22 protein-coding genes and 1 pseudogene are annotated in these 17,798 nt (G+C 38.4%); 2 read left to right on the top strand and 21 right to left on the bottom strand.

Going from position 1 to position 17,798, the window contains the following annotated elements; genetic code table 11:
- Nucleotides 1-5 precede the first annotated feature (5 nt).
- On the bottom strand, nt 6-2,225 hold the full coding sequence (gene pbp2a / locus PW220_RS09275; protein ID WP_248055582.1) for a penicillin-binding protein PBP2A: 2,220 nt from the start codon (nt 2,223-2,225) through the stop codon (nt 6-8).
- Between the two features lie 152 nt (nt 2,226-2,377).
- On the opposite strand from pbp2a, the gene PW220_RS09280 reads away from it, so the two are divergent.
- Nucleotides 2,378-3,346 carry an NAD(P)/FAD-dependent oxidoreductase gene (locus PW220_RS09280; protein WP_248055584.1) on the top strand — a complete coding sequence of 323 codons (969 nt, stop codon included), beginning with the start codon at nt 2,378-2,380 and terminating at the stop codon, nt 3,344-3,346.
- Nucleotide 3,347: 1 nt separating this feature from the next.
- Nucleotides 3,348-4,217 carry an RluA family pseudouridine synthase gene (locus PW220_RS09285; protein ID WP_248055586.1) on the top strand — a complete coding sequence of 290 codons (870 nt, stop codon included), beginning with the start codon at nt 3,348-3,350 and terminating at the stop codon, nt 4,215-4,217.
- A gap of 49 nt (nt 4,218-4,266) precedes the next feature.
- On the opposite strand, the pseudogene PW220_RS09290 reads toward PW220_RS09285, so the two are convergent.
- The 20 genes and pseudogenes from PW220_RS09290 to purR form a co-directional block, all read right to left on the bottom strand.
- Nucleotides 4,267-4,575: pseudogene (locus PW220_RS09290) on the bottom strand (type VII secretion protein EssC); the annotation flags it as partial.
- A gap of 427 nt (nt 4,576-5,002) precedes the next feature.
- Nucleotides 5,003-5,302, bottom strand: a complete 300-nt coding sequence (locus tag PW220_RS09295; RefSeq protein WP_248055588.1) for a DUF4176 domain-containing protein — start codon at nt 5,300-5,302, stop codon at nt 5,003-5,005.
- Between the two features lie 14 nt (nt 5,303-5,316).
- A complete protein-coding gene (locus PW220_RS09300; protein ID WP_248055590.1) occupies nt 5,317-5,919 on the bottom strand; it encodes a DUF443 family protein in 603 nt (200 codons plus the stop codon).
- An 18-nt stretch (nt 5,920-5,937) separates the two neighbouring features.
- A complete protein-coding gene (locus PW220_RS09305; RefSeq protein ID WP_248055591.1) occupies nt 5,938-6,570 on the bottom strand; it encodes a DUF443 family protein in 633 nt (210 codons plus the stop codon).
- Nucleotides 6,571-6,800: 230 nt separating this feature from the next.
- Entirely contained in the window at nt 6,801-7,427 is a 627-nt protein-coding gene (locus PW220_RS09310; protein WP_248055593.1) for a DUF443 family protein, read from the bottom strand.
- Nucleotides 7,415-8,884, bottom strand: a complete 1,470-nt coding sequence (locus tag PW220_RS09315; RefSeq protein ID WP_248055595.1) for a T7SS effector LXG polymorphic toxin — start codon at nt 8,882-8,884, stop codon at nt 7,415-7,417. Before PW220_RS09315 ends, PW220_RS09310 begins: the two co-directional genes overlap by 13 nt.
- A complete protein-coding gene (locus PW220_RS09320; RefSeq protein ID WP_248055597.1) occupies nt 8,877-9,050 on the bottom strand; it encodes a hypothetical protein in 174 nt (57 codons plus the stop codon). The genes PW220_RS09315 and PW220_RS09320 overlap by 8 nt, the downstream gene beginning before the upstream one ends.
- Before the next feature lie 149 nt (nt 9,051-9,199).
- The gene (locus PW220_RS09325) at nt 9,200-9,502 is read right to left on the bottom strand and encodes a DUF4176 domain-containing protein (protein WP_248055600.1); all 303 of its coding nucleotides are present in this window, start codon (nt 9,500-9,502) and stop codon (nt 9,200-9,202) included.
- A 36-nt stretch (nt 9,503-9,538) separates the two neighbouring features.
- Entirely contained in the window at nt 9,539-10,195 is a 657-nt protein-coding gene (locus PW220_RS09330) for a DUF443 domain-containing protein (RefSeq protein ID WP_248055602.1), read from the bottom strand.
- 196 nt (nt 10,196-10,391) lie between these two features.
- Nucleotides 10,392-11,048 (bottom strand): DUF443 domain-containing protein, encoded by a 657-nt coding sequence (locus tag PW220_RS09335; protein ID WP_248055604.1) that lies wholly within the window; start codon nt 11,046-11,048, stop codon nt 10,392-10,394.
- A 254-nt stretch (nt 11,049-11,302) separates the two neighbouring features.
- Nucleotides 11,303-11,440 carry a DUF4176 domain-containing protein gene (locus PW220_RS09340; protein WP_248055608.1) on the bottom strand — a complete coding sequence of 46 codons (138 nt, stop codon included), beginning with the start codon at nt 11,438-11,440 and terminating at the stop codon, nt 11,303-11,305.
- An 11-nt stretch (nt 11,441-11,451) separates the two neighbouring features.
- On the bottom strand, nt 11,452-12,108 hold the full coding sequence (locus PW220_RS09345; RefSeq protein WP_248055611.1) for a DUF443 domain-containing protein: 657 nt from the start codon (nt 12,106-12,108) through the stop codon (nt 11,452-11,454).
- Nucleotides 12,109-12,327: 219 nt separating this feature from the next.
- The gene (locus PW220_RS09350; protein WP_105210102.1) at nt 12,328-13,119 is read right to left on the bottom strand and encodes a hypothetical protein; all 792 of its coding nucleotides are present in this window, start codon (nt 13,117-13,119) and stop codon (nt 12,328-12,330) included.
- A 2-nt stretch (nt 13,120-13,121) separates the two neighbouring features.
- On the bottom strand, nt 13,122-13,403 hold the full coding sequence (locus PW220_RS09355; protein WP_316716470.1) for a DUF4176 domain-containing protein: 282 nt from the start codon (nt 13,401-13,403) through the stop codon (nt 13,122-13,124).
- Nucleotides 13,404-13,420: 17 nt separating this feature from the next.
- Complete coding sequence (locus PW220_RS09360; protein ID WP_029743644.1) at nt 13,421-14,251, bottom strand: hypothetical protein; 831 nt, start codon at nt 14,249-14,251, stop codon at nt 13,421-13,423.
- A gap of 88 nt (nt 14,252-14,339) precedes the next feature.
- A complete protein-coding gene (locus PW220_RS09365; protein ID WP_248055617.1) occupies nt 14,340-15,185 on the bottom strand; it encodes a hypothetical protein in 846 nt (281 codons plus the stop codon).
- Nucleotides 15,186-15,296: 111 nt separating this feature from the next.
- Nucleotides 15,297-15,506 carry a YwqH-like family protein gene (locus tag PW220_RS10380; RefSeq protein WP_398582938.1) on the bottom strand — a complete coding sequence of 70 codons (210 nt, stop codon included), beginning with the start codon at nt 15,504-15,506 and terminating at the stop codon, nt 15,297-15,299.
- A gap of 45 nt (nt 15,507-15,551) precedes the next feature.
- Nucleotides 15,552-16,064, bottom strand: a complete 513-nt coding sequence (locus PW220_RS09370; protein WP_248055621.1) for a DUF3592 domain-containing protein — start codon at nt 16,062-16,064, stop codon at nt 15,552-15,554.
- Between the two features lie 3 nt (nt 16,065-16,067).
- Entirely contained in the window at nt 16,068-16,607 is a 540-nt protein-coding gene (locus PW220_RS09375) for a hypothetical protein (RefSeq protein WP_248055623.1), read from the bottom strand.
- Nucleotides 16,608-16,890: 283 nt separating this feature from the next.
- On the bottom strand, nt 16,891-17,703 hold the full coding sequence (gene purR / locus PW220_RS09380) for a pur operon repressor (RefSeq protein ID WP_105124316.1): 813 nt from the start codon (nt 17,701-17,703) through the stop codon (nt 16,891-16,893).
- Nucleotides 17,704-17,798: the final 95 nt, after the last annotated feature.

The following is a 17,798-nucleotide window of genomic DNA, read 5'->3' on the forward strand; positions in this document are numbered from 1 at the left end:
TGTTTCTAAGGATTTGACAACTCCTCAAACCAAGTTGTAACCGTATCCCAAAGAGATTTAGCCCTCTCAGGCAACTGGGCATCAATCAAATTTTGCTTGGTTTGCTCAATCAGATTACGAGCTTGATCGGAGATCTCCTGTACCTGCTCCTGGCTAATGCCAACCTCAGACTGTGTCGCTGGTTCTTCTGCTACCTCCACAATTCCATTTTGCACATAGGCATTCTCAACATCAAAAGGAGTTCCCGCAGTATAGGGAAGTATGGAATTGGCCACCGTTTGAAAAACTGCCGGTGCCATCCAATAGCTACCACTGTCGATATAATGGTTTTCATCCGTCTGCTCAAAACCAACCCACTGACTAATAACCAAATCTGGCGTGTAGGCAATGTGCCACTGGTCATTGACCAAATCCACATTAAAGCTGGTTTCCGTCGTTCCCGTCTTACCAGCCAAGTAGTAATTTGCCGCATCAGCTGTTACACCTGTACCGTTTGTAAATGTTCCCAACATCATTGAAGTCATCTTATCAGCCACCGACCGATCAAGAACCTTAGTACTGGTTTCACGGTGCTCTGCCAGAACCTTACCGCTAGCTGTTTCGATTCGAGTAATCAAGTGAGCGTCTTTCATGACACCCTTATTAGCAAAGACAGCATAGGCCTGGGCCATTTGTAGAGGATTAGTTTCCACACCCGAACCAATTGAAACACCCAAGACCTTTTCGACTTCATCCATGTTCAGACCGAACTTTTTCCCATATTCGAAGGCCTTGTCAATGCCCAAGGTGTTCACTATGTAGGCTACTGGCAAATTGTAAGAAAGAGCCAAAGCTTGATACATTGGAATAGTGTCCGAGGTAGAACGATCGTAGTTATGTAAAGTGTAATCGCCATAGGTTTCCGTATGGTTATCCAAAGCCATGTCTGTGGACCAGCCCGCAGCCACCGCAGGTGCATAGGCTACAAGAGGCTTAATGGTTGACCCAGGACTTCTCTGCCCCTGTGTCGCAAAGTTAAAGGTTCTAAAGTCTGCATCTTCTGCACTGTTGACACGACCAACCAAGGCACGCACACCACCTGTCTGAGGATCAAGAGCCACACTGGCAGCCTGGGCATAGGTCCCATCATAGTTGGAGGATGGGAACATACTTTCATCATCAAAAATGACCTGCATACTAGCCTGCGAATTTTGGTCCATCTCCGTGTAGATCCGATAGCCGTTGTTAATGATGTCCGATTCTTTCAAACCATATCTATCAATGGCCTCCGCAATGACCGCATCAAAATAAGATGGGTAGGAATAGTTACTCTGTTTTCCTGAATAAGTGTCAGCCAATTGACTAGCCAAATCAACCTGAAAGCCCGCATCCGCCGTTGCCTGATCAATGACTCCAGCATCTACCATGGCTTGCAAAATAGTATCCCGACGATTGGTCGCATTCTCAATTGAGTAATAGGGATTGTAAATCTCCGGACCTTTCAACATGCCTGCTAGTAAAGCGGATTGCTCAATCGACAAATCACTAGCTGAAATCCCAAAATACTTTTGACTGGCGTCTTCCACCCCCCAGACCCCATTACCAAAATAAGCATTGTTGAGGTACATGGTTAGGATTTCCTGCTTGCTATATTTTTTATTGATTTCAAGGGCAAGGAAATATTCTCTGGCCTTCCGACTGATGGTCTGGTCCTGGGTCAAAAAGGCATTCTTGGCCAACTGCTGCGTAATGGTTGAACCACCACCTGAACGTCCCAAGGTCAAGACCGCTAGAATAGTCCGCTGATAGTTAATTCCTGAGTTTTTATAAAAACTCCTATCTTCCGTCGCGATGACGGCATTTTCCATATGATCCGAAATCGCATCCAGCTCCACATAGGTGCCTTTTTGACCAGACAAGGTGCCTGCTTCCGCTCCATCCTTATCGTAGATAATGGTGGTAGCCTTGAGAGCTTCCTGTAAATCCCCAACATTGGCTGTTTTGGCTAGGAAGAAGAGATAACCACCTACGGTCAACACCATGACCCCAATCACAATCATTAAAATCTTAGTCAACTGATAGCGACGCCAAAACTTGCGAATCGGCTCTGGAATTCGTGACTTCTTCTTTGCTTTTTCTAAAGATTTACCACTTCCTCGACGGCTACGACGAGGATATTCTTCCTGCTCAGCCTGAAAGTCCTCTGGTACATCAATCGGTTGATACTCTAAATCATCTCTGTCCATTACATACCTCTTTCTAATGAATTTTGTACCATTATACACCATTTCCTAAAAACTAGCAGAAAAAAGCCTGCGGCCACTTGTGACAACAGACAGAGAAAATTTTCCAAAAATATGATAAAATAGGGTCATTCTGAACAAGAAAAGGATATTCCATGACACAAGTATATGATATTACCATCATCGGTGGCGGACCAGTCGGTCTCTTCGCCGCTTTCTACGCCCACCTCCGTCAAGCCAAGGTCAAAATCATTGACTCCCTGCCCCAACTGGGTGGCCAACCCGCCATTCTCTATCCTGAAAAAGCTATTTTGGACATCCCAGCCTTTCCAAGTCTGACCGGACAGGAGTTGACCGACAACCTCCTTGCACAACTGGCGCCCTTTGACACTACCATCTGCCTCAATGAAACCCTGACTGCTATCGAACCTGGGGAAACCATTACCCTAAGGACCAACAAGGGCTGCCACCAGACCAAGACCCTGATTATCGCTATGGGTGGCGGGGCCTTCAAGCCACGTCCGCTGGAGATTGATGGTGCTGACAGCTTTGACAACGTCCACTACCACGTGTCTAATATCCAGCAGTATGCCGACAAGGACATCGTCGTCTTGGGTGGCGGTGACTCTGCGGTCGACTGGTCTCTAGCCTTTGAAAAGATCGCCAAGACCACTCAGATTGTCCACCGTCGTGACAATTTCCGAGCCCTTGAGCACAGCGTAGAGGAGCTCAAGCAGTCCAGCGTCACCATCCACACACCTTTTATCCCTAAAGGGCTTTCTGGGGAAAATGGCAGAGCTTCTAGCATTGATTTTGACAAGGTAAAGAGCGAGGACAAGCTGACCCTGTCTTTCGATCACCTCTTTGTCAACTACGGTTTCAAGTCATCTGTCGGTACGCTAAAAGAATGGGGATTGGAACTCAATCGCCACCGAATCATTGTCAACAGCAAGCAAGAAACCTCTGTCCCTGGTATCTATGCCATCGGTGACTGTTGCTTCTACGAAGGCAAAGTTGACCTGATTGCGACTGGACTGGGCGAAGCCCCAACCGCTGTTAACAATGCCATGAACTACCTCAATCCAAACGAAAAAGTGCAACCCAAGCACTCGACCAGCCTATAAGATGAAAATTGATATTCGTATTCCCCAAGCCTTTCCCCAACTGACTGTCAAGGAAGTCTTGGAAGATTATTTTCTCATTCCCAGAAAAATCCGCCACTTCCTCCGCACCAAGAAGCATGTCCGCGTCAACGGTGAGCTGATAAACTGGCAGAGTCCGATTACCGCAGGTGACTTGTTAGAATTGACCTTTGACCAGGAAGATTATCCTGAAAAAAGTATTCCTCTAGGACAGGCGGACTTGGTGGAGGAACTCTATCAGGATGAGCATTTGATTATCGTCAACAAGCCTGAAGGCATGAAAACCCACGGCAATGAACCGACGGAAATTGCCCTGCTCAACCATGTATCTGCCTATGTCGGCCAGACCTGCTATGTGGTCCACAGACTTGATATGGAAACCAGCGGAGCCATTCTCTTTGCTAAAAATCCCTTTATCCTGCCCATTCTCAATCGGCTTTTGGAGGACAAGGTCATCTACCGTGACTACCTAGCCCTCTGCCAAGGCCAGCTAAGAAAGACAGACTGGATTATCACCGATAAAATTGGACGGGACCGACACGACCGCAGAAAGCGGGTGGTCGATAACCGCAAGGGGCAGACTGCTCTTACCCAGGTCCACCTCTTGAAGACCCTTGGCAAAAATAGTCTGGTATCCTGCCGCCTCCAGACAGGTCGGACCCACCAAATCCGAGTCCATCTAGCCCACCACGGTCATGCTCTAATCGGTGACCCTCTTTACAGTCAAGTCGCTGCCCCCCGCCTCATGCTCCACGCCCAAAAACTCAGACTAACCCACCCGCTGACCCTCGAAGAAATTAGTGTAGAAGCAAGGTCGGAGAGTTTTGAGAAGGTAGTGAGAAGTATGAAATAAACAAATACACCCCCAGAGTTCTCATGCTCTGAGGGTGTTTTTTTACTTGAAGCTCACTCGGAACCTCCTTGATGGACTCAGCCTGATCCAGACCTGACAGGTCTTCGTTGAGAATCTCATATTGACCGATGTCATTGATGGCATAGATGGTATGGTCCTCAATCCCCTGCTCATCCTTATCTGGCTGGTAATCAGCCCCAGACCAGGCAGACTGGAAGAGTTCATACACTTCATTGTTTCCGACCTGGAGGTAGCCACGACCCACCTGAGTAATCTCAGCCGCATCTGGCGTCTTAAGCATCTCCATGGAGTCGCTCCGATCTGCCACCTTGAGCGCCAGCTTGAAGCGGGAGTTGGAAATTGACCGCAAGTGAGAGAATATAATACTGGATGACCTCTGAATTACCTGAACCCGCAGTTCCTATATTACTTTTTTTGAAAAATAGCAGACCATTTCCAAGAGTGAAGTAAGTTTGGTAAGTCTAACTCTGTCATATCCATCAGCTCCACTTTGAAACAAGTCCAGTCTGATTGCTTATGTATCAAGGAAAAATCTACCTTTCCATTATACCAAAAATCCAGACAAGGTGACCCTGTCTGGATAGAAATATCTTAGGTAGATTATTATCTATAACACCATAACCTGTCATAGTCATTCAAAGAATTGTATTCTGTTCTGTTTTTATAAATTTATGTATAGACTAAAGTAATAAGCTAGAACAAGCTACCTATGCATTAGATAAAAAAACACACCTCTACTTACCTCAAAATTAAAAGATTCGCTGTTAGATTGGCTTTCTAACCGTCCCTTTTTCAAGCTTCCCTCCATTTTGCTTAAACCAATTATCATAAAGCTCTCTAAATCTCTCCTCATCCTCATCTTGGTATCCTTCGAAAATAACTTTATCAATATTCTCTTCGTTAAAATAAAAAATTTTTTCCGGACTGAACCCCACTGGATACGCACAAGCAGAGTAATCAAAGTACACCTGTCCTTCACCTAGATCAACTATTGCTCCACGATTTAATATCATCATTTTTTGTCCACCTTCTTTCAAGTAGACAATACTGCCAATTGTTTGCATTATTTCCTCCTCACTTATATAAATGTTATCATCTCTATATCATCAGGCGCCATTGAAGCACCGCTTGAATTTAATAGCATCAAAAATAGTATAAATACAACAACAATACCAAGGAGCTCTCCTATTAAAAAATAATAAGCACCTACAAATAGTATTGTGAATAAAAACAATATTGGAAATACCATCCTTTTAAAGTAGTTTCGTCTTGAAGACTTAGAAAATTCTATACGAACAATCTTCACTTCGGTAAATTCCACTGCTTGCTTCTTACTCCACAACAGCCTGGCTAAAAATAACAGTACGCACACTCCTAGCATAATTGAACCTGCGATAAATTGGTTATAATTGGTATATACCAAAGAAAAACGTGTGAAAAAGATAGCGACTAGCGATGAAACCAAATATGGCGAAATTTGTGGCTGTTTCTTGCTCACAAAAAATTTTGGTCCTTTTAATCGATAAACTCTCATAGGAAACCACCACACACTTGTCGGAATCAACCAAGTCCAAATATGTGTGTCCAAGTCTAAAAGATAATAATCACTTCCCACTTGTAACTGACGGTAGCGTAGGTTTCCTACTTTTGTGATAATGTAGTTTTGTTCTGGTTCCTTCAAATTAAGTCTCCGCTTCCTTTACTCTTTTAAAAATACTATTTCATCTATCGGCTTAATCGGAACAATTATATTATTTAAAAAATAATAGAAAATTGTTCCAAGAGCAATCAAGACTCCTACCAGTAAGTTCCCCTTTGTGATAAACCAATGTAGAAAATAGCCGTAAATTGTAAAAAGTATGACAAATCCAAATAAACGTTGTAAATAGTATGAACGAATTACTGCTTGATTGTAACGAAATTGCACCATTTTTCTATTCTTTCCCACTTTAGCATCTTTCTGCCGTTGAAAACACTTTAGAGAAAAAGCAACGACATGTAGCAAGACCATCAACCCTATCGTTATTCTCACATTATCAATATATACCACTTCATAAAAGTTTTCAGGTAAAAGTCTTGTAAAAAGAGCAGAGGTCAGGGAGGCAATTATAATGGTCAATCCAAACCATCCCTTTTTGGATAACGCTGACTTTTTTCTAAATTCATTATCTGAATCAATTTCATAGATAACAATCGGTCTTATCCAAATTAAAGATGGAAAAAAACAATATAACAAACTATCATCTAAATCAATCAAGTATCTTTTACCTTTATAAACCAGTATCTTGTGCCGTATATAATTACTATTTTCAATATTAATCTTTTCACTCAATAATCTAACCTCCTCATAAAAAATATCCTACATTTTTAAATGCCGTTCCTATATCAGAAAAAGTTTCATCCATATTCTATCCACAATCTTAACAACAAAAATATTTTTGCACGTATAGACAATATGAATGACATCATTTGTAAAATCGGGCAATTTTCCTATTGAATCACAGAAAATTACTTCTAACGAATGACCCAAAATTAATGCCAGTCATTGCATATATAAACAGTCTATTGATTTTCTTTAATTTCAACACTACTGACCTCTAATGGCATATGCATAAGGTTGTGAAAATAAAGAAGTAGAGCATTAAAGCCAATAGTCGTAAAAAATACCAAAATCGAACCTGTACGAAGAAACTCACTGACTAACCAAAAGTATAAAAGTACAAAACCTATCAACCCCGGGAGAACCTGTTTATAAAACGATGTCAAGTTTGAATAGTAAATTTTTAAAGTATACTTCTCTCCATCTGACAGCTTTAACATGCGACTGATTAGTAATTTAGTACAAAACAAAATTAGTTGTGTCAACAAAATTAACAATAACAGTGTTTGCTTCGAAAAAATAAATGCATCCTTTGGAAAAAATCTAAAAATGAGCATTGTGGCAATAGGAGTAACCAGCCCAACTGTCACCTTTACTTGAGGAGCTCTTTTTTCTTTTCTAACTACTCTTTGATTTATTTTTTGGGCTTTCATTGGGAAAAGACCTACAATCCCAGGGAAAAACCATAATAATGGATTAGCATCCAAATCAATCAAATAATATTCCTCATTTATCTGAAGTTCACGATAACGGGGATTATTAATTTTCCTTGTCTTGTATACGGTAACTGTATTTATTAATTTCCCCATAAAAAATCTCCTACATTTTTAAATGCAGTTCCTATATTAGAAAATGTTTCATCCATATTCTCTCCCCAATCTTGAGCAACACTTCTCATACCCATAAAATCGGAATTATATAGCCATGATGATATTGCCCCAGCTGCTACACCAATACCAATAGCGGCCCAACCCACTGGTGTTGCATTAGCAATCAAACCTATAGAATAAAGACCTAAGGTAATTCCTTGTCCAACCACTACCGATGTAACAGTCGTCATCACTGAACCAGCAATTGCCTGTCCAGAGCTATCTCCTTGCATCATACCAATCACTGAACCAATAGTTGCTCCAAAGACTGTTGATCCTATTGCATCACCAACAGTATTAATTGCACCTGTATAACTAGCGCGAATTGCATCATTAGTAGAACGGGCAATCGGTCCTGCCGCATCATCAAAAATTGTCCCTAGTGAATAACCTATTTTTGACGCCAATCCATTCTCCTTAGTAAGCAAGTAAGATAATCCACCTAAACTTACATCAGTTACTGCCCCATGAGTCGCATCCTCGATTTTTTCCTCGACTGTCATTTGATTTTCTTTTTGTTTTTCAAACCGAATTATTGCATCTTGCAGATGTTCCGGGATTTTTGCTTGTGGATATTTTTCAAGATATTTTTCAACCGCTTGAATATCTTCATCAATTAGACTAAACCCTTTTTGAGCTTTTTCAAAAACCGATTGGAATTTTACATTAACCAATTCATAATCCGCTTCCCTCTCCTCCAACTTCCTGAAATCCGCAGGACTAGAAGTATCTCTCATCCGCTTCACACGGTCGTTCCATTTCTGATTGACCTTTGAAACCCATACTGGACTTAGACCACTTGGAAAACTTCCAGAAAAGTTACTCATGTCACTGCCAACTTGGGCAATCCCTTGACTAAGCTGCGTTTCTAGGTCTCCTATACCCGAAAAGAAACCGCTCGACCGCTCATTAAAGGCAAGCAAGGCTTGAAGTTGGCGTCGAACCTTGTTCTTACGGTCTATAACCTGGTGGAGCTGGCGCATCATGGAATGGGCATGCCACTCATAATCAGGATAGTCACGAGCCATCTCCAAAGCTCGATCAATCGACCCCTCCAGACGCATGCCTACCGACTCCAAACGAGCTAACTCTGCTTCCAATACATCCGAATCGAGACTTTTCCCTTCCAGGTATTCGGTAGCCCGATAGTCGGAAGGGAGGCGCTTAACCGCCTCGCTCAAAGATTCCTCGTAGAGAATCGCTGCTTTAAGCAGAGGCAAAAGAGTGCTCGTCGCATAGTCTTTGGCATTTTTATAAGCTTGACCAGATAGGCCAGTCGCATCTATAAAAGAAACAAGAGCCTGCATAGCTGACTCATATGCCCCTATCCGAGAGGCCACTACCTGACCGAAGGAAGCTGCCTGTGTGTCCGAGCTAGGTAGATTCATCTTAACCATTCGGTTTCTCCTTTACTTTTTCTTCTGTTACTCGTGATTGACTGTAGTAATTCTGTTTCTCCTTATGCAGTCGATCGATACGTGCCTCTGTTTCCGTCATCTCTTTCTTGTACTGAGCTTGTAATTCACCAACTTCCTCCTCAAAGGCATGGTTGGTTCGCTCCATATCAGCCGCAAGACCTTGATAGAAAGAGGCTAAGTCAGGTTCGTTGGAAGTATGTTCTAAGTTTAAGAATATACCTTTCCATTATACCAAAAAAACCAGACAAGGTACGCCTGTCTGGATGAAAAATCAATTGCTATAAACACAATTACTTAATCTTTATTTTTTGGAACTTTCCCTTTAGGATATTCAGCTCCATCTGTTTCCAACCATTTGGTATATAATTCTTGAAAACGCACTTCTTCCTCATCCTTATAACCCTCAAAAATAACTTTGTCAATATTTTCTTGGTTAAAATAATACGTTTTATCAGGATTTACTCCCAGCGGATAAAGCGAGGCAGAGTAATTAAATAGCACATTTTCCCCCTCTTCTTTCACAATTACACCCCGGCTAATTATCATTAACTTTTGGCTTCCTTCTTGTAAATATACTACACTTCCAATTGGTAACATAATTTATTCTCCTTTAATAATAAGATACATTCATTCCTAATCACTTACTTCCGAAATATTTGTTAAAATTAGCTCACCATTCCGATACGGAGTGCTGACTGGTGACATTGCAATAAAACCTAGCAACATCAACGTCGTTACTATCCCATTTATGATTAAAAATGTTCCTGATCCACTAGTATTTTGAAGCATGTAAAATCCAAAAATTACAAGATTGATCAAAATCAAAAGTTGCCAACCAAACATCCTCTTCCCATTCGGAGTAAATGATACTTGCATTTTCTTAGTATAATTTTGCAATCGTTGCTCGGCAATGCGACCACTGCTAAAAAGATAATATTGAACAACTAAGTAAGATATTATAAGAGGAAGTAAGAATAAACTTGTCTTAATCACCATCTGTTGTTCGATATTGTATCTGATGAATGTTCTCTCCATCATATCATACAAAAGCTTTACAAAAGGTTGAACTACAGCAACAATCAAACCGGTGCTAAACTTGGGTGTTCCTTTACGTTCAAACGACACATCATCTAAACTAACTTCTGTCATCTGAACAGAGATTTCTTTTGGTAGAAGTCCTGCATAGTAGCATTTCCCTTTCATTGAATGCAGGTCCATAATATACTTTCGTCCCTGATACTCAACAATATTATATCTCGCTAAATTTGAATTTCTAAATTTTAATTCCATCTATTACCACCCGAATGCACCTGTTAAACTATCCCACCCAGAACTAATAGCCTGGCCGACATTTTCTAAATCCTCAGTCATTCGATCTCCCCCATCATTTACAATATCATCGATAATAAATAGAACTTAAAAGCGAATGATGACAACTTTAATACTCCAGTTTTTACTTTTTGTAACAATTTATTCTAAATTAGTATTATTCCTCTTTCAAAAAGGACGCTTCTTCAAAAATAAGGTATCCAAGCTGATGATGAACTCCGATAGGTATTATTCGATAGCTGAAAACATACATTGCAAAAAAGAATAGAGTTGTTAATATTAAGAATGTTCCTGACTGGGGATTATCCCAGAGAAGATAAATAATCAGAGTAACTGTATTAAGTATTATAAAAATTGGAGCAAGGCCAAATCGTCGTTTTCCATCAGTCTTAAACGTCAACTTTAAAAATTCATCCTTAGAAATTTCTGATAACTGGTATCTCTTGTCTTCGCCGTAGTAGAACACTTTATATATGATAAAAGCTACAATGCTGGATATACCAAACATAAGAAGTTTCATTATTAAATTTCCACCGAGATAATGAGTATTGAAAAGTTCAGCCAAGAACCTGTACAGCAGTCCAATAACCGGTTGGATAATAATTGCAATTACTAATAAACTGAATCGCGGATTCTGGCTCTTTTTTACTAGCTCTCCTTGATTCACTTTCCTACCAAAAATGGATAATTTATCTGATCTTTTTCCTAAAAAATATGACCTTGGTGATATCCAGCAATTATGTATGATATACTCATCACCTTTATATCTTACGTAATGAAAGCTACCTTTTATTTGTGTTATTTTCAATTCCATACATTACCTCCCGAATGCACCTGTTAAACTATCCCACCCAGAACTAATAGCCTGGCCTACATTTTCTAAATCCTCAGTCATTCGATCTCCCCTATCGTTTAAAATGTCCTTAATACCTAGAAAATTACTATTGTAAGCCCAATTCACGGCTAAGCCAACACCTATCGTTGTAACAACTGCTAATCCAACAGGATTCATGGATAAGATTGTTCCTGCCACTGGTGAAACAACACCAGTACCAACACTTGCGGAAATTAGCCCAGCGGATAAAGCGAGGCAGAGTAATCAAATAGCACATTTTCCCCCTCTTCTTTCACAACTACACCTCGGCTAATAATCATTAACTTTTGGCTTCCTTCTTGTAAATATACTACACGTCCAATTGGTAACATGGACAGTTCTCCTATTTTTTACTAATTTCTTTAAAAATCAAATACTTATTTTGATATGAATGAGCAACTGGTGGCATCGTCCAAGATGCTAAAAATAACAATATTGACCATATACAATTCATAACTAAAAATCCTGCTTCAACTCCATTATTAATATAGATGTAGAAAGCAAATAAAATTATATTTCCTAAAAAAATAATACTGTTTACAGGATTTCTTCGGTTGTTTGAATGAAAAATAATTTTATAATCACTAGGATTTTTATCAAGTAATATCTGAGCTTTTGAGTGAGCCCTTCTTAAAGATTGCAGTACTATAAAATAAGCAATACTCATTGATAGTAAAAATAGAATGGTTTTTATCACTATTTGGGAACTTATATCATAGTTTACGAATACATTTTTAAAAAGATCGTAACCAATTTTCACAAAAGGTTGAACCATTATTGTTATGACTGCAGTAGAGAAAGACATTTTTTTCTCATTATCAAGTTCAAATTGACTATTAGATTTTTCAATTTCTATCATTTCTAACATGACTGTTTTTGGTAAAAATCCCCAATAATAGAACTTAGGCTTCAAAGTACTCAAATCCATAATAAATTTTTTATCCTGATATTCAACAATCTGATAGCAGCCTATTTTAGACTGTTTAAATGTTAATTTCATACTACCCTTTCTTGAGGTTTTTGAAAAATAGCAGAGCAGACAACCACATCTCCTTAAACAGCCTGTAAATCCAGCTAATCGCAAAAACAACCCAAAGCAGAGCTTTACAGCTAGAATAGACAGGCAGAAGAACCTTCCATGAAGAATCATTTCTACCACTCCATTATACCAAAAAGACCCAGCTAAAACTAGCTGGGCAATTCAATCATCCACAACCTATTAAACATTTTCTTTCAAGGATTCCTTATACTTCTTTGACTTCTTGCCATACCAAGCTTCGATGGAGTAGTCAAACTCTTGACGATAGTATTCTTGGTTTTTCTGGATTTCAGTAACAATTCTATACTGATGTAATGTCGTTCGAAACCAGTTCGTAAAAAATATAATAATGAAAATTGGAGCCAACATAATGGCTGACATGAAAAATTTGGCAACTAATCCATCGATATCTGCTCCAATAAATGTTAACCCCAAATTCACTAGATATACAAAAGGTATATACTTAATCAATTTATTAACTTGGATTGCATTTATCAAGTTGTTTGCGTCGTTTTTGCTTGAAACTATTAAAAATAGTATATAAACCAAAGAGCCAACGAATATTCCCCAATATACTATCCTTAGAAAAACTATTGTTACAAAATACTGCAATCCGAATATGAATGAATAATAAACGATACCGGACAAAATAGACAATACAAGCAAATTTTCCAAGTAAGCTTTTGGTCTATCATTTCTTGAAATAAAATAGATTCTAAAATAATTAATCCAACCCACCAGAAAAATCAAAACTAACACCTGAGTAGGAATTTGCAATAAAGTTTCAAACTTGCTAAGTGGAGCTGCAAAGGATGTGTTCGAATAAGCAAACATTTTACCAAATGTCGGCAAATAATACGAAGCAAAAATAAACATTGCTATCATAATTGGAAATAGGAAAATAATTGTGAAAATGTTCCACTTTTTTGTAGTATCTATTATATCTGATACTATTTGCTTTTTTTGCTCCATGCTTACCCTCCAAACCAGGACGCAAGCATTTTCGAATTTGAGTTGAAATAATCAGATACATTCTGACCAACCGATTTCAGATCATTCCAAGCCGACTCTATTGCTTTTCCTGTATTTTCTACTAATTGCTCACCTAGATCGACTAATTTATAAGCTCCATCCTTAATAGTATCATAGCCAACTTCATTCTCTCTTCTAAAAAGTGGGAACCGATTAATAATCATAATTTTCCTATTCCCATTCTTGAGCTGAACCACTGAGCCAATTGGTAAATATTTCTTCATCAATAATTTCTCCATTTCTAATACCATTCTTCCTTTGTTTTCCCTTCCCACTCACGATATTCTTCAGGATATTTCCATTTATAATAGCCCTGAAGAAAGAACGGAAGAAAAAGATAGATTTGCAAGGTCAAAATTCCTATATTGGTAATAAACCATATAGACAGGGCTCCTAAAACACCTAATCCATCCATGCCCTTCCAACCTTCTAGTATCCATTTTAAAACGGTTAAAATAATCACTACAATCCAAAAATACCGTGCCAGAACACTGAAAGCTCTGTCTAATCGTGATGGCAAAAATTGACCATATAGCAACTGACTAAGACTTTTAATTTTATTATTGAACAGATTGCCAATAATAACAGCTTGAGAAAAATAAATCACGCCAACCCCTAATATACCGAGGGTTCCATAAAATACATTCAATAAAAGTAAATTAAATTCAATCAATAACCAAATAAAATAGGTTACAAAAATATGAAACTGAGTACGATAAGTTAGAATAAACTTGAATTTGAATCTTTTTCCCAAAATAACGATCAGTAACCATAGAAATGCCAAGAGATAAAAGATCCAATACGGAAAAAAATTGATTGGAGAACCGGTAATGGATGTTTTTTCACTTGGGAGATGATAGATCATATTAGATATGACAGCAAATAAATAATTGACGCCAAAAATAAGAAGAAGACTCCACCAGAAAGTATTCCAATTTCCTTTAAAGGTTCCTCTATATTTCTCAGTCTCTTGCGCTGATTCAAAATTTGGTTTCCCAAATTTTTTATAAGATGGATCATCATATAGATTTAAGCTCTCTTCAAAGCTTGCATCTAAAAGTGTTTTTTTCATATTTTCTCCTTAACCAATAGCAAATAGTCTTAGCTCTTAGTTCAATACACTTTTTGCTACTGATTTTAATGTTTCCTGCTTATATTTATTACTTCCCCAAACTTTCCTTATATCGCTTGGACTTTTTACCATACCAGTCTTCAATACTATATCCTGAGAGAATACGATAGTCTTCCATATATTTGTTAATATAAAATCCTTGAATACAGCTAAACACTATTGCTACTGAAAAATAGAAAAGTAATATAGGCCCACCAATCCCAAAAATCATGACTAAACTTCTTAGAATATCATTCTCATAAATCCCTTCACCTTTATTAGGTAAAAAGAGACGAAACAGAACGAGGGGAAAGACGATTAAGCCACCATATTTCCTCCCTAAGACGACAAACTTCTCTAACACGTCATTCAATGGATTAGAAACAGATTGATTTCCATATAAGCCATTCAAAACCTCTTTCTTAAACCATAGATATCTTTCTGCGATTACAAAGATTATGATAGATAGGTTTAGAATGACTGCAATTAGCGAACCAAAAAACATGGCCGAACCAATCGCACATAGAACAAATACTTGGTAATTCAGAAGACTCACCATCAAGAACATATTCCGATTGAAATAGTAATACGACAAAATTCGATTATGGCGTATCTTTCTAGCGTCCATTAAGTAATGAACGATTACTAATAAGCCGAGCCATACGGGGATTGAAAATAGGATTTTCGCCTCCACAAATAATATCTTTCCAACTTCTTTGTCAGAATACGGTCCGATAAATGATATAAGAAAGATAAAAAATTCAACTGTCAAAAATCCCAAGATTTTCTTTCCATAACCATTTTTCTCTATGTCCTCCATTGAAGTCTGAATGTACTGATCCGTTACCAACCCCGTGCTCTCTTCTAAAGAGGCATTCCATACTGTTTTTTTCATGTTTTCTCCTTAACCAAACCAAGATAATTCAGGGACTTGGAAGTTAGAAATGATTGATTGGGCCTTACTTCCTACCTCACTGACTCTGAAATCAAATCTTCGAGTGGTTTATCATAATAAGTTTCCAGACCAACTCGTGTCCGCGCTCCTCTGTAATTGACTCAATGATTTCTTTTTATCCTTAAAATCAGATCTTGTCGTCTTCATAGCTTCATAAGCTTTTTTAAGTGCTTCTAGCTTTGTTTTGTAACTGGCAATTGTTGATTCTGTACTTGAAATCTGACTATTAGTAGTTGATATCCGTTGGTTACAACGAGCAATTTCAGCATCTTTTTACATTGTGAAAATCTCCTTTCTATTGAAAATTTATCCCGCAAAGAAGTAAATAATTGACATAGCAAGAAGCCAAACTACAAAGATTAGTATAGTTAGATTACGGAAATAATGTATCGTTCCTGCATACCGCTCAACATAGGCCAATTTAGGATTTTTGGGGTTATAGTAAACTGCCATAGTCGAGCCAACAGGCCAATGTTTTCTATAATCGCATTTTAAACCATTTGCATAGATTGTTAATCTATCTTTTAGTATTTCTCGCTTCAGTTCTTCTTCTGTTTCATAGGTAAAGTAAACATTACCTTTATCGATATAACGCATATAGTAACGTAAGTGTTGTCTGTACCTCTTTCCATCAACATAGTATTCAACTATCGGTGTATGAAATCGTTGAAACATTTTATGACCAATGACAATCCCTTTGATTTTTACCGAACTCTTATCTCTAATTGTCACTTGGCGCCACCAGTTGTAGAAAAAGACTAAACCTAGAAGCCAACATACGAATGTTAAAATAACATAGCCCAAAGTTGATTCTTTCATCCTTTACTCCACATATCCTAAATCTGAAATACTTAGTGAAATTTTGCTATTATCTGTCATATTTTTTACAACATCAACACTCTCAGCAGGGAGAGGTAGGAAGATAATGGCTGTCGTATTGGGCTCCAGCACCCCATATTCATCAGGCTCATACAGCACTTTTTGATTTTCATAGATGACCGTTCCATCATAGGACCAGTTAACCGTAAAATCAAAATTCTGTTCAATCCTATCTGCCGTCCTGTTCGTTACTAAGAACAGGGCGTAGGTAGTGGTTCCATCTGAATTCGTAGCATCCGCATAATTTAAACTAATGGCATTTTCTGCTCCTAAGTTAGGATTCTTTTCAAGCAAATCCTCAACATATTGAACAACTTCATCAGATTGAGTTGTATTTTTTCCATGTACTAATGTCAAGGCCTTATCCTCCACTGAACTACTTGTACTACTTTCAACACTTGATTGTGTTTCTGTATTTGTACTCGAATTTCCACAAGCCGTTAATAAGAACATGCTTGTGACGATAACAATTATTTTCTTCATCTCTTCTCACTTTCTAAAAATTGAGATTAACCTAGGTAGCACTACGATCACTAACAAATCACCTATAAGTCCACATCAAACAGCGCTTCTGAATATACACCGCTGACTTCTACATAATACCTATCCATTATACCAAAATTCTAGATAAGATGGCATATTTAAAAAATGTTACCCAGATATGAGTTTGAAGCCACCAAAAAAAGCTGAACACTCAGCTTTTTTATGCACGCATAATTTAAATGGGGGGGCAGCATACATCTCTTGAAGTGCTGACCAGTAAAAGTTACTCAAAAATATTACCCAACTCAACGTCCACGCGATTTTCTTTGACATTAATGTCCGTCACAGCTAGAAGGGATTTGTAGTTGGCAACGTTGCGATCACCTTTTTGGTTTTCCGCAAAGACGGCTACACCTACTAAAGTTGAGTCAAACTCAGACAAGAGGCTGATCATACCATTGATGGTACCACCATTTTTCAAGAAATCATCGACAATCAAGACACGACTTCCTGCCTTCAAGCTACGCTTGGATAGGAACATTTTCTCAATGCGGTCGCTAGATCCTGACACATAGTTGACAGAAACGGTTGAACCCTCTGTAATCTTGAGGTCACGACGAACAATAACAAATGGAACATTGAGTACATTGGCAACGGCATTGGCTAAAGGAACACCTTTTGTTGCAACCGTCATGACAGCATCAATCTTTTCTTCCTTAAAAGCATTGGCAATAATACGACCAACGTTTTTCAAGACATGAGGTGTTGAAAGAAGGTCAGATGAGTAAATATAACCACCTGGCAAAATTCGGTTACTTTCAGCCATCTGGTCACGAAGAGCCTGAGCAATCTCGATGGACTCTTCCTTAGAAATAGACGGCGTGAACACAACACCTCCACTGGCACCAGTAATGGTTTCAATCTGACCAATCGAACTTTCTTCAAAGGCTTTTTTAATAATTGCAATATCTTCTGAAATTGAAGACTTAGCAGACTCATACTTTTCCGCAAAGGTATTCAAGCTTGTTAATTCGTAAGGGTGATTGATGAGGTAGTTAGAGATAACAACCATTCGTTCACTTCTTCTTAATTTCATATCGTTCTCCTTTTTGGCTTTTTCCTATTATAGCACAATCTATGCAAAAAGCGAACTTTTTTATTTTAAAAAGTCCGTCTTTTTCGTATTTTGTT

The sequence above is a fragment of the Streptococcus sp. 29892 genome (genome assembly GCF_032594935.1).
Taxonomy (GTDB): domain Bacteria; phylum Bacillota; class Bacilli; order Lactobacillales; family Streptococcaceae; genus Streptococcus; species Streptococcus hyiners.

Excerpts from the sequence above, each read along its gene's own strand:
- pbp2a (WP_248055582.1), bottom strand. The coding sequence starts at position 2,225 with ATGGACAGAGATGATTTAGAGTATCAACCGATTGATGTACCAGAGGAC.
- PW220_RS09280 (WP_248055584.1), top strand. The coding sequence starts at position 2,378 with ATGACACAAGTATATGATATTACCATCATCGGTGGCGGACCAGTCGGT.
- PW220_RS09285 (WP_248055586.1), top strand. The coding sequence starts at position 3,348 with ATGAAAATTGATATTCGTATTCCCCAAGCCTTTCCCCAACTGACTGTC.
- PW220_RS09295 (WP_248055588.1), bottom strand. The coding sequence starts at position 5,302 with ATGCAAACAATTGGCAGTATTGTCTACTTGAAAGAAGGTGGACAAAAA.
- PW220_RS09310 (WP_248055593.1), bottom strand. The coding sequence starts at position 7,427 with ATGGGGAAATTAATAAATACAGTTACCGTATACAAGACAAGGAAAATT.
- PW220_RS09315 (WP_248055595.1), bottom strand. The coding sequence starts at position 8,884 with ATGGTTAAGATGAATCTACCTAGCTCGGACACACAGGCAGCTTCCTTC.
- PW220_RS09320 (WP_248055597.1), bottom strand. The coding sequence starts at position 9,050 with ATGGAGCGAACCAACCATGCCTTTGAGGAGGAAGTTGGTGAATTACAA.
- PW220_RS09325 (WP_248055600.1), bottom strand. The coding sequence starts at position 9,502 with ATGTTACCAATTGGAAGTGTAGTATATTTACAAGAAGGAAGCCAAAAG.
- PW220_RS09330 (WP_248055602.1), bottom strand. The coding sequence starts at position 10,195 with ATGGAATTAAAATTTAGAAATTCAAATTTAGCGAGATATAATATTGTT.
- PW220_RS09335 (WP_248055604.1), bottom strand. The coding sequence starts at position 11,048 with ATGGAATTGAAAATAACACAAATAAAAGGTAGCTTTCATTACGTAAGA.
- PW220_RS09340 (WP_248055608.1), bottom strand. The coding sequence starts at position 11,440 with ATGTTACCAATTGGACGTGTAGTATATTTACAAGAAGGAAGCCAAAAG.
- PW220_RS09345 (WP_248055611.1), bottom strand. The coding sequence starts at position 12,108 with ATGAAATTAACATTTAAACAGTCTAAAATAGGCTGCTATCAGATTGTT.
- PW220_RS09350 (WP_105210102.1), bottom strand. The coding sequence starts at position 13,119 with ATGGAGCAAAAAAAGCAAATAGTATCAGATATAATAGATACTACAAAA.
- PW220_RS09355 (WP_316716470.1), bottom strand. The coding sequence starts at position 13,403 with ATGAAGAAATATTTACCAATTGGCTCAGTGGTTCAGCTCAAGAATGGG.
- PW220_RS09360 (WP_029743644.1), bottom strand. The coding sequence starts at position 14,251 with ATGAAAAAAACACTTTTAGATGCAAGCTTTGAAGAGAGCTTAAATCTA.
- PW220_RS09365 (WP_248055617.1), bottom strand. The coding sequence starts at position 15,185 with ATGAAAAAAACAGTATGGAATGCCTCTTTAGAAGAGAGCACGGGGTTG.
- PW220_RS09370 (WP_248055621.1), bottom strand. The coding sequence starts at position 16,064 with ATGAAAGAATCAACTTTGGGCTATGTTATTTTAACATTCGTATGTTGG.
- PW220_RS09375 (WP_248055623.1), bottom strand. The coding sequence starts at position 16,607 with ATGAAGAAAATAATTGTTATCGTCACAAGCATGTTCTTATTAACGGCT.
- purR (WP_105124316.1), bottom strand. The coding sequence starts at position 17,703 with ATGAAATTAAGAAGAAGTGAACGAATGGTTGTTATCTCTAACTACCTC.